12 protein-coding genes are annotated in these 9,404 nt (G+C 58.9%); 7 read left to right on the top strand and 5 right to left on the bottom strand.

Going from position 1 to position 9,404, the window contains the following annotated elements; translation table 11 throughout:
* Together G533_RS0106975 and G533_RS20950 are read left to right on the top strand one after the other, a co-directional pair.
* Window positions 1–324 (top strand): transposase (locus G533_RS0106975; protein WP_205622571.1); only part of this gene is annotated, 324 nt, incomplete at its 5' end.
* Window positions 325–351: 27 nt separating this feature from the next.
* On the top strand, window positions 352–873 hold the full coding sequence (locus G533_RS20950) for a cytochrome P450 (protein ID WP_084638848.1): 522 nt from the start codon (window positions 352–354) through the stop codon (window positions 871–873).
* Window positions 874–1,289: 416 nt separating this feature from the next.
* Here the strand turns inward: G533_RS20950 and G533_RS20945 are convergent, their stop codons facing one another.
* From G533_RS20945 to G533_RS0106950, 4 genes are all read right to left on the bottom strand, one after another.
* Window positions 1,290–1,493 carry a type II toxin-antitoxin system RelE/ParE family toxin gene (locus tag G533_RS20945; RefSeq protein ID WP_035526823.1) on the bottom strand — a complete coding sequence of 68 codons (204 nt, stop codon included), beginning with the start codon at window positions 1,491–1,493 and terminating at the stop codon, window positions 1,290–1,292.
* A complete protein-coding gene (locus tag G533_RS0106960; protein WP_027949335.1) occupies window positions 1,490–1,735 on the bottom strand; it encodes a type II toxin-antitoxin system ParD family antitoxin in 246 nt (81 codons plus the stop codon). Before G533_RS0106960 ends, G533_RS20945 begins: the two co-directional genes overlap by 4 nt.
* Window positions 1,736–2,163: 428 nt before the next feature.
* The gene (locus tag G533_RS0106955) at window positions 2,164–2,973 is read right to left on the bottom strand and encodes a DODA-type extradiol aromatic ring-opening family dioxygenase (protein WP_027949334.1); all 810 of its coding nucleotides are present in this window, start codon (window positions 2,971–2,973) and stop codon (window positions 2,164–2,166) included.
* Window positions 2,974–3,009: 36 nt separating this feature from the next.
* Window positions 3,010–3,468: a DoxX family protein gene (locus tag G533_RS0106950; RefSeq protein WP_027949333.1), complete on the bottom strand. Its 459-nt coding sequence runs from the start codon at window positions 3,466–3,468 to the stop codon at window positions 3,010–3,012.
* Window positions 3,469–3,564: 96 nt separating this feature from the next.
* Here G533_RS0106950 and G533_RS0106945 point away from each other — a divergent pair, with 96 nt between their 5' ends.
* A complete protein-coding gene (locus G533_RS0106945; RefSeq protein ID WP_027949332.1) occupies window positions 3,565–4,530 on the top strand; it encodes a LysR family transcriptional regulator in 966 nt (321 codons plus the stop codon).
* A 170-nt stretch (window positions 4,531–4,700) separates the two neighbouring features.
* Here G533_RS0106945 and G533_RS20940 read toward each other — a convergent pair whose 3' ends face one another.
* Entirely contained in the window at window positions 4,701–5,858 is a 1,158-nt protein-coding gene (locus tag G533_RS20940) for an MFS transporter (RefSeq protein ID WP_051230057.1), read from the bottom strand.
* Between the two features lie 173 nt (window positions 5,859–6,031).
* On the opposite strand from G533_RS20940, the gene G533_RS20935 reads away from it, so the two are divergent.
* The 4 genes from G533_RS20935 to G533_RS0106920 all read left to right on the top strand — a co-directional run bounded on the left by G533_RS20935 (window position 6,032) and on the right by G533_RS0106920 (window position 9,386).
* On the top strand, window positions 6,032–6,910 hold the full coding sequence (locus tag G533_RS20935; protein WP_205622570.1) for a hypothetical protein: 879 nt from the start codon (window positions 6,032–6,034) through the stop codon (window positions 6,908–6,910).
* Between the two features lie 20 nt (window positions 6,911–6,930).
* A complete protein-coding gene (locus tag G533_RS24990) occupies window positions 6,931–7,083 on the top strand; it encodes a hypothetical protein (RefSeq protein ID WP_205622569.1) in 153 nt (50 codons plus the stop codon).
* Window positions 7,084–7,288: 205 nt separating this feature from the next.
* Window positions 7,289–8,275, top strand: coding sequence for an alpha/beta hydrolase fold domain-containing protein (locus G533_RS20930; protein ID WP_051230056.1), 987 nt, complete (start codon window positions 7,289–7,291; stop codon window positions 8,273–8,275).
* A gap of 52 nt (window positions 8,276–8,327) precedes the next feature.
* Window positions 8,328–9,386, top strand: coding sequence for a hypothetical protein (locus tag G533_RS0106920; RefSeq protein WP_027949331.1), 1,059 nt, complete (start codon window positions 8,328–8,330; stop codon window positions 9,384–9,386).
* Window positions 9,387–9,404 lie beyond the last annotated feature (18 nt).

The following is a 9,404-nucleotide window of genomic DNA, read 5'->3' as shown; positions in this document are numbered from 1 at the left end:
AAGGACCTGCACATCATTCTCGATAATCACAGCGCCCACAAAACGAAAGAGATCAGAGATTGGCTGGAGGCCAGGCCTTACATTCACTTCCATTTCACGCCGACCAGTGCCTCCTGGCTGAATGCAGTAGAGGGTTGGTTTGCCCAGCTTGAACGGCGCGCCCTCTACCGCGGAGTTTTCACCAGCGTCCCAGAGCTCAAAGCAGCATTACTCGACTTTATTAAAGTCCACAATCGCACGTTGGCCAAACCGTTCAAATGGACCAAGGATGCGAAGGGTATCCTCGCAGCCGTTGATAGAGCAAAGAATGCGTTACCTAATTAATCAAGCGTCCCACTAGGTTTAAGCAAACTGCTGTGGCTTGCAGGGAATGAAACAACGACCAACTTGATCAGCAACGGGGTAGTGTTCTTATTGAATCATCCCGATGTGCTGGCGGACTTGCGAAATGATAGGACATTGATTTCTGATTTCGTTGAAGAAATGTTGCGTTATGACGGCCCTGTAATGGGCCTTTTTCGAATTGCAACCAGAAATGTTGAGTTCAGAGGCAAAAACATCAGTAAGGGTGATACGCTTTGGTTGCTTTTCTCCTCCGGGAATCTCGATGCTGATACTTATGAAGCCCCAGAGACTTTTGATCTGCATCGACGCAACAAAGATCACCTAGCGTTGGGGAAAGGTATACATTTTTGCATGGGCTCCGCGCTGGCACGGCTTGAAGCGAAGGTCGCTTTCGAATGGCTCATCGATCTACTTCCTCATATGAAACTGGATTTTGAGAATGGTAAACGAATTCCTGTCCCGATACTTAGCGGCTGGGTAAAGCTACCGATGTCTGTTGATGTCGGGGCCCTTGAAGTGGCGTCATGACGGATATTGCAAAGTTTCAATGTAATACCACCTCCTCCCATGGGCAGGGTAATACTTCAGCTACCCTGCTCACAGACAGCTATTCTGCAGCACTTCGTGTATGCCTTGTGCCTCGTCGCATAAGATACAGCGGCGTCTTTATGAAATTCCCAAAAAGTTTACGAGCAGATTTGTTATGGAGGATGCAGTCAAAGAGGGAGTAGGGGGTAGTTGCGGCTTGATGTGACATTCTCATCGGCAGCTCAGCAGGATTCCCTATCTGTATTCAAAGCGAGCTCGCCACCGACAATGGCTTGAAAGAAGTGCCAAGGAAAGGAGGGGCCTCAAGCTTAACCGTAGGGTATCTACTAGAGAACACGGGTCGATACGGGGTGTAATGAGGGCGGGCCGTATCCAGGTGATCGATTTACAAGGGTCTAAATTGCCACAATTGTGGCTACGAACCAGTTGTTCAATGGATAGTAGCCAACGCTGGGGTTGTCGGCCAGCAAATTCAGGCGGGCAAGGATAGAACTGGTATAGGCATCAGCCTGTTCTAGACTCCACCCCGACAGGGTAAAGAGCCAAATTTCCTCCAAATCTCTTAGAGCGAGTTCGCGAATGAAATAGCGCTTCTTCACCCAAGAGGCTTTTTATGGAGTTTTTCCAGAAATTCCCGGCTATCAAAGTTTTCAGCAACGGGGCTGTCCTCCCCCGCCCTTAGTCGAGTCCTCAACATATCAAGCCTGGCTTCATCCTCCTCCAGCTTTCGCAGCCCGGCGCGGACTGCTTCGCTGACAGATTGAAAGCGACCCTGTTCTATCTTACTGGTGATGAACGCTTCAAAATGATCACCGAGGGTGACGGAGGTGTTTCTGGCCATGTGCGCGTACCTGAAAAACTATGTATTAAATATTAATACTGGGGATGGACCTTGTAAAGTCAGTATTTTTACGGTGCATTGAGCCTGCGAAAATAGCTCGATCGACAACGTTTACAATTCCGACAAATTTCCGACATCAGCGTGCTCAGTGGTGCGTTGTCGTGCTTGGTCGGCAACGGGCGTCGCCAGAAAAGCTATTTAAAACAATACGTTAAATTTCATTTGTTGAGCTACGAACCAGGCGGTCGCACGTTCGAATCGTGCCAGGCGCGCCAAATTTTTCCAAAACTATCAAACGGTTGGCCCATCACGTGCCAGCCGTTTTTTGTTTCAGCATAACCAGTGCCGGAGGCTCAGGGGGGGGGCAATTTTGGGCGGCATTCAGTACTCTCGAATTGATTTCGTTGTTGTCACGGCTCAAGCCGTGATCAACCTCCGAACATGAACGCGGACTGGGTGCTGCCGATCACACGATCCTGAAACACGCGCTGCCCTGCATCATTGCCGGCGGCACCGACAACGACGTGCAAAGGCAGAAGGTGTTCCTCGCGCGGATGGGAGGCGCGTCCACCGGGGGTGGCGGCCCATGCGGTCAGGCGTTGTTCGCGGATGTCTGGCGGTAAACCGACTGTCTCTGTCAGCCACGCATCAAACCGTACCGAGTCCGGATCCGGGTCGGTATTGTTGACGCTGAAGCGGCGCATGTTGTGGTAGCTCATGCCGCTGCCGATGATCAATACACCGTTTCGACGCAAAGGTGCCAGCGCCCGGCCCAGAGCCAGATGTTCCACGGGATCCAGGCCATGTTTCAGCGAGAGCTGGACGATGGGCACATCGGCCGCCGGGAATGCCACCTTCATGGGAATGAACACTCCATGATCTACACCCCGGGCACGCTCTGCCTCACTGGTAATGCCCGCGGTAGCGAGCAGTGCCCGCACCTCGGCCGCGAGCTCAGGCGATCCAGGCGCCGGATACTCCAGGTCGTAAGTGTGGGGCGGAAATCCGGAGTAGTCGTACAGCAGAGATGGTGCCGCCTGGGTGTTGACGCTGAAATGCGGCGCTTCCCAGTGCGCGGAGATTACCAGCAGCGCACGCGGCCGCGCGCCTATCAGCTCGGGTACGCTGCGCAGCCAGCTGGCCATTCTCGACCAGGTGTCCGCGGGCTCCCAGTCCATGAAGAAGCAGGGGCCGGCGCCGTGTGGCACGAAGAGAGTGGGCAAATTAGAAAGGGTCATAGTGTACGAACTCCCGGCTGTTAGCTGAATCAGGGTCTAGAACCGCAAGCCGAAGCGGCGGTCCAGTGAATACTCCCCGCCACCGCGCAGCATGAGGGCGATTGCGAGCAGCAACCACATCAGTGGATACTCGATACCGCCGTTGGTCCAGAAGAAGCCGTTCGCCCAATGGACACTGAGTGCCACGGCCAGCAGCACGGCGACCGCAGCGGCTGCCGGCCGGGTCAGCAGGCCGATCACCAGAGCCAGGCCACCGAAGAACTCGACCAGCCCGGCCAAGAGGGCGAACAGAACGCCAGGCTGCATGCCCAGGGTGTCCCCGAAAAACGCTCCGGTACCGGATAGTCCATAGCCACCGAACCAGCCAAAGAGTTTCTGTGCGCCATGGGGCATCAGAAGAAGTCCGGTGGTTACCCGTATCAATGGATAGGCCAGCGGACTGACCTTCTCGAGGAAGGGCGTTGAGGCAATGCGCTTGTCTGTGGTGGCGTTCATGCTGGAGCTCCTGTTTGGGTTGTGACGCGATGTATTGGAACAGGGGACAGAATAGGGTAGTTTCCCCAAAGGCGTAAGACTCCAGGATTGGAACTCATGGTTGATAAAACGGAAACCATAGGTGGTGCCATTGAAGATGTGCGGGCCTTCTGTACGGTTGTGGAGTTGGGCACGGTGTCTGCCGCCGCCCGGCAACTTCAGGAGACCAAAGGCAGCATCAGCCGGCGATTGTCGCGTCTGGAGAAACGCCTGGCAGCGAGGCTGTTGGCACGTACCCCACGGGCAGTCTCGCCGACCGAGGAGGGAACCGCCTTCTATACCAAGGCCAGAGAGGCCTTGAAATGGATGGATGATGCCGCAGAGGGGGCACGACAGTCACAGGATGTGCTCCGGGGGCACCTGCGTGTAACCGCTCCCATCGATCTGGGCATGGACGTGCTGCCCGACCTCGTGGTGCGCTTTCGGCGCGTGCACCCGCAAATCAAGGTCGAACTCTTGCTTACCGACTCGCCCCTCGATCTCGCCGCCAACCGAATTGATCTCGCACTCAGGGCAAACGTGGGGGGCCTGCCGGATATGGCCTATCGGGCGTCGAAGTTAGCGGATTTTCATATCGGACTGTACGCGGCGCCGGACTACCTTGCGGCCAATGACGGCAGCCCGGACGTGCCTTCAGCGCTCGCCACGCATTCCATGATAGTGTCGCGAGCCTTTCCCGAAGCCACACAACTGCTGCTGACCGATCAACGCGGCCGCTCGCACCAAATCATTGTGTCTCCAGTAATCCGAACCAGCGATTACGCCAGCTTGCTGCGTCTGGTTGTCGCGGGCGGCGGGATTGGGCCGATCCCGAGTCTGGTGGCAACGGCTTCCGTCGCGTCCGGCGCGCTGCTACCCGTGCTCCCAGAGTGGAGTATTTCCAAGGGCACGCTTTACGCCATCAGCCTGGCTGGGCACGGGGCACCCGCCCGCGTAAGGGTATTTAGGGATTTTGTGCGCGCAGAGCTCGCCGAGGCGGAGGCCAGGTTCTTTCCGCGCGTGCGCCCTGAATCCAACACGTAAATCGCTGGAAGAGCCGGAGCGAATAGTTGCCGCCCGGAAGTATCGGTCATGGTCAGAGTGAAACAACACCCCTTACGGTCGACCTCGCTGTTCGTAGGCCATTTCTGTTGCAGCATTACCAGTGCCGGACTTGGCCCGCAGGCCCTCCTGGTCATCAGCCTGACCTGGCGCTACAGGGCTTGCTCCTTGCGCGGCATTCGACACCAAAGCCAGAAGATCAGCAGCAGGCAGGCTCCCAACAGTACTGTCACGCCCGGCCAGCCCCACCATTCCCAGGCAAAACCGGCAGCGACATTGATCAGCGCACCACCGCTGTAAAAACAGCTGAGATAAATTCCGGCCGCGGTTCCGCGGGCGAAGGGCGCTCGCCGGGTCACACTGCCGTTGCTGGCGGTATAGCTGAAAAAATAGCCCAGGGTGAAGACTACCAGCGCGAGGCTCAGCCAGACCAGGTGGGGCAGCAGTGTGCCCATCAGCCCCAGCAACATCAGTGCCGTTCCGCCGCCAATGGGCAGCCAGGGTCCGCGTCCGTCCACCAGATGGCCACTTAGCATCGACACGGGAATGCCCAGCAGCAAGAGCAGGAACAGGAAGCTGGTGGTGCCCAGTGACAGCGAAAAGGGCGGTGCCATCAGATAAAAGACGATGATGCTGTAGAGGGAAATGTAGGAGCCCATGAGCAGGAAACCAATGGCGAAAAAGCGCCGCAGCTCCGGATTACGCCAGTGCGCGAGTACGGTGTGGAGTGATGCTGCCAGACTGTGCCGGACAGGCCGAAACTGTCGTTCGCGCGGTAGCAGCTTGCACAGTGCCAGCGTAGCCAGCAGACCCAGCCCTCCTATCACCGCCAGGGACAGGCGCCAGCTCTGCCACTCGCCCAGGGCCCCCGCCATCAGGCGCCCGCTCACGCCACCCAGGGCGTTACCTGCGGCGTACAGGGCAATGCTGCGACCGACAAAGCCAGGCGCAACTTCCTCTGTCAGGTAGGCCAGGGCAATCGCCGGCACGCCGGCGAGGACCAGGCCGGTCAGTGTCCGCCAGAAAAGCAGGTCGACGAAACGTGGCGCCAGGGCTGCGGCGACGGTTGCCAGAGAGGCCAGGCCCAGGCCACCCAGCAGGAATCCGCGACGGCCAAAGCGGTCGGACAGCAGCCCCGCCGGCAGCAGCATCAAGGCCAGGGCGAGCATGGTTGCCGAGAGTGCCCAGCTGGCGGTAGACGAGGTCACGTCGAAGTAGGTGGCCAGTTCGGGCAGTAGCGGCTGGGTACCGTGCAGCACCGACACGGAGCAGAAACCACAGAGGAACATTGCCAGCCGCAGACCGGGCATTTCGGGACTTCCGGGCTGGAGGGGGCGGTCCTCGGGGCTGGAAGGGGCGAGCTGCGATGACATGGCTTGACACGTGACCGGGGAGGATATAAGTTAACAATAAAATATGTATAAGTAAATTTTTCGGTCCGGGTTGGCTTCTTTGAGTTGTCCGGCCCCAGGGGGATTGCATCATGCCTGAGTCGTCTGCGTTCATACCGGCGGTTCCCCCGAGCCTTGTTCAGGATGTCTTTAGCGAGCAGGAGCTGGCGCAGCTCTTCCGGGTCCTGCGCACGTCAGGGCCCTGGCCACTGATTGCGGGGATCTATTTCCGGTCGGTGGACGAGCTGCTGGCTGTCAGCGGTCGCGCGGATGTTGCGGCTGACAAGGCGCAGTTGGAGGATTTTCTGACCCCCGCCTTCCGCGGCATACTCGGTAACAATGGACTCTGCTACTACGACGACCTGCATGAGATATTCTACAGTCGCAAGCTTCTGGATTCGGTCAAGCAGATGTACGGCGCACGCTACGGAGCTCCCTACCTGTTCCAGTTCAACCTCCAGGGGCCCAGCCATGGCCTTGATGGCGGTCACTTCGACGGCCGCAGCTGGCGCGGCATGGATCCCACCAATACACCGGCCTGGCTGATGAGTGTCATGGCCAAATCCGGTCTCTTTGATCACTGGGGTGTCAAGGCAGGCCAGGTCATCACCTACTTCTACGATTCCAGTATTGACGGCGGCTTCACCTATTGGCCCGATGGCCCCGAGGGAGAACCGCATCGTTTTGTCCCCCCGTTCTGGAACAGTGGCATCGTGACCGACAACCAGCGCATGTTTCACCGCGGCGAGGCCTGTGGGCCAAGGGATCGCCGTGACCTCCCGTCCGGCTTCAGCCTGCAATCCCGCATTCGCGCCGTGGGTGAGAATGACTGGGAAGTGGTCGATGATGACAAGGTGATGGCGCGGTATGCTGCCGGGGAGGTTCGCCTCCTGATTCACTACAGCGCTCATGTGTTTGACGACATGACTGATCTGAAACGCTACTTTGACCACACCACACCGATGACCTGACCCCGGACCGGGCACTCAACATGTTGATGGATGATCTGCGGTTACGGGGTGTGTCCTTTGATATGCCCAGTGACCCGCTCAATGATCCGGTATTCATCGATACGCTGAGCAGAACCTACGTTGTCCAACCTGCCCGTTTCCCGCCCGAGGCCCCATTGGACAGCGCCGCCTGATTTCTCCGGGGCCTCTGGGCATGGCATGCTGTGGCGGCTGGCGCTTGATTTCATGCTGCAGCGCTTCGCCATGTCCCCCGCCGGACTCGCCCTGGATCCGCGCTGAGCACGCGCTCGCCTCGCCGCAGCTGAGTGCTTGACCTCCGCCCCCTTTGTTAATTAAACTTACCTGTAATATAAATCTAATTGGATGTGAGTGGTTACCATGGCCTACAGAATTGATGACAGTGGCACTGCCTGGCTCGGCGATCACCCGGTGCCGGTACCCACCTCGATCAGTGATGAAGCGCGTGCCTACCTCGCGGGCAACCCGTGGGGCGATGCCCCCATGCCGGACGAGCCGGTGCCCATGTGGACGTTCCGTGAGCCGATGGCGGCCGCCTTTGAGGCGCTGAATCAACAGGCGCAGTCCCTGTACCCGGTGGACATCGAAGAAATACAGCTCGGCGGCGTCCGCTGCCACTTGATACGGCCTCTGGACATACCCGCGGAGCATGAAGGGCGTGTGCTGATCAATCTCCACGGGGGTGGTTTCGTGGTCGGTTCGGGTGCCCTGGTCGAAGCCATTCCCATTGCCCACCTGGCCCGTGTGCCGGTGATTGCCGTGGACTACCGCCTGGCACCGGAGCACGCCTACCCGGCCGCGGTGGACGATGTGGTAGCGGTTTATCGTGAGGTGCTGGCACATCATCCGGCGGACAAGGTGGGGATCTTTGGCAGCTCTGCCGGGGGCATTCTTACCGGCCAGGCGGTAGTCCGCCTGGAAAAGGAGGGCCTGCCCCTGCCGGCTTGCGCAGGAGTGTTTTCCGCCGCAGGCAATCTCTACGATTTCGGCGATACCCGCAGCATCTTTACCCTGAGCGGCTTTTACGGCGCCCACAGTTTCCCTCTGGACCATGAGCTGAGCGAGGTCCACAACTACCTGGGAGGCGCTGACCCGATGGATCCGCTGGTGTCACCGGACCGTGCCGACCTGTCCCGATTCCCGCCCACGCTGCTGGTGTCGGGTACCCGGGATGCCCTGCTCAGTTCCACCACGATGTTTCACCGCGCGCTGCTGCGGGCCGGGCGGCCGGCGGAGCTGGTGGTCTTCGATGCGTTGCCGCATTCCCACTGGTATGCGCTGCACCTGCCCGAGACCCGCGAGGCGCTGGACATCATGGTGCGTTTCTTCAACAGCAAACTGGCCTGAGGGTCGCATGGATCCCGGCGCCACAGTCCCGGGTAGCGATGAGGTAGAACACATGGATATCGAACGCGCAAAAATTTTCCGCCCGGTGGCCGAGCCACGGGTGATCGAGGGTGCCTACAGCGAGGACCAGCACCGCCGCCTGCTCGAGGTTGTCCGTAACAATGGCCCCTGGTCACTGATCATCTCACAGCACTTCAAGTCCGCCGAGGAGCTGATTGCCACCACCTCCGGCTCCCTGCCGGAAGGTGTCGAGCCCACCCTGGACATGTTCCTCAGCCCGGTGTTCCGCGGTTACTACTCCTACGGTGGTGTCTGCAGCCAGCCGGAAATCGAGGGCTGCTTCTACAACCCTAAGTTTCTGCAGCTGGTGCGCGACTACTGGGGTGCGAAATACGCCGAGCCCGACAGCATGCTGTTCAATATTCAGGGCCCCTGTGGCGGTGCCGGCAACCCCCATGTCGATGCCACGCGCTTTCGCGGGCTGACCCTGGACAATACGCCGATCTGGCTGATGAATACCATGGTCAAGTCGGGCCTGTTCAAGCACTGGCAGGCGCGCAAGGCGCAGGTGATTGCCTGGTATTACAAGGGCAAGGTCGGCGGTGGCTTCACCTACTGGCCGGATGGCCCCCACGAGCAGCCGAAACAGATTCACGCACCCATGTGGGGGCGCGCCGTGGTGGTGGAGAACGAGATGATGTTCCACACTGCCCAGAGCAACGGGCCGAGCGCTTTGCGCAAGCCGGAGGGGCTGGCTTTTGAATCGGTGATGGAAGCCGATCCGCAGGTTGCCGGTGGCTGGCGCATTCGTACCGGTGAGCAGGTCATTCAGCAGATTCCGGAGGAGGAGTTCCGTTTCCTGGTGCATTGGGGGGCGAATGTCTACATGGACCTGGATGAGCTCAAGCGCACCGTAGACCATACCGACGACATCTCCCACCAGCAGGTCTTCGATATCTTCATGCAGGATCTGAAACGCCGAGGCATTCAATTCGAGGAGCCGGGTGACCCACTGACTGATCGCGCCTTCATCGGTCTTTTGACTGGCGTGTATAACGTGGGTGCTCCGCTGTATTTTCCGCCTGAACCCGACGACGAACTCGCCGCCTGACATTGGATCGATTGTGGC

Origin of the sequence: Haliea salexigens DSM 19537, from assembly GCF_000423125.1 — a bacterium.
GTDB classification, from domain to species: Bacteria; Pseudomonadota; Gammaproteobacteria; order Pseudomonadales; family Halieaceae; genus Haliea; species Haliea salexigens.
The sequence above is the reverse complement of the archived record's forward strand: the minus strand, read 5'-3'. Positions and strand labels throughout refer to the sequence as shown.